At 66.8% G+C, this 1,095-nt stretch carries 1 protein-coding gene; it reads left to right on the top strand.

The features are described from left to right. A partial coding sequence (locus EOA79_RS32180) for a VCBS domain-containing protein (protein WP_164894078.1) occupies positions 1-1,095 on the top strand: 1,095 nt, incomplete at both ends.

The raw sequence follows: 1,095 nt of genomic DNA, 5'->3' as shown, positions 1-1,095 counted from the left end.
CGTTCGGACAGCCGGAGAACCGTGAACTGTTCCCGTCCCTGCTGAAGCCGGACTCCACGCCGTCGATCGGGACCATTGGCGAAGCGAGCGTCAACGAAGCCGGCCTGCCGCCACACGGCGGATTGCCGGCCGGTTCCGGCGAGATCGCCGACGGCGATTCCGGCAACAACTCCAACACCTCCGAGACCACTTCCGGCACCATTGGCTTCACCTCGCCGGACGGCGTGTCGCAAGTGACGCTCGGCGGCCATGTGCTGACCTCCGCGGCGCAGACCTTCACCGACGCCACCGGCTCGCTGACCGCAAGCTATTCTTTCGACGCGACTACCGGCACCGGCACGATCAATTACAGCTACACGCTGAACACCAACACTTCGGGCGACGGCACGAGTGTGAGCTTCGCGGTCGGCGTGACCGACTCCGACGGCGATGCCGCGCCTCCCGGCACCCTCGTGATCAACATCATCGACGATGCGCCGACTGCTGTTGCGGATACGGATGCTGTGCCTTCGGGCTCACACGCGCCGATCGACGGCAACGTCATCACCGGCGCGGGCAGCGACGGCAACGCGACAGGCGCCGACATCCAGGGCGCCGACGGCGCGAGCGTTACGTCGGCCTATGGCAAGGACGGCCCGGGCTCGGCGCAGACGGTAACGGGCGCCGGAGTGTCGATCGTCGGCGAGTATGGCACGCTGGTGCTGCACTCGGACGGCAGCTACACCTATACCCGCGCCGCGGAGACGAAGGGCGGGGTGGACGACGTATTCCACTACACCCTGACGGATGGCGACGGAAACCAGTCTTCGACGACACTGACCATCTCGATCGGCAACTCGACGCCTACCGTGACCGACCTGACGCCGGCAGCCAATGGCGGCGACGTGACGGTCAATGAAGCCGCACTAAATGTCGGCACACCGGGCGGCCCCGGATCCGACCCGGCAAGCACCGCCGAGACCGGCGCGGGCACCTTCACCATTGCCTCGCCCGACGGCATCGCCACGCTCAGCATCGACGGCCACGCCTTCATCACCAACGGCGTCTTCAGCGCCGGCTCCTTCACCACGGCGCTCGGCAACACGCTCAACGTCA

It is taken from the genome of Mesorhizobium sp. M1A.F.Ca.IN.020.03.2.1 (assembly GCF_004023205.1).
GTDB lineage: Bacteria > Pseudomonadota > Alphaproteobacteria > Rhizobiales > Rhizobiaceae > Mesorhizobium.
This window is presented reverse-complemented; position numbering and strand designations above follow the sequence as displayed.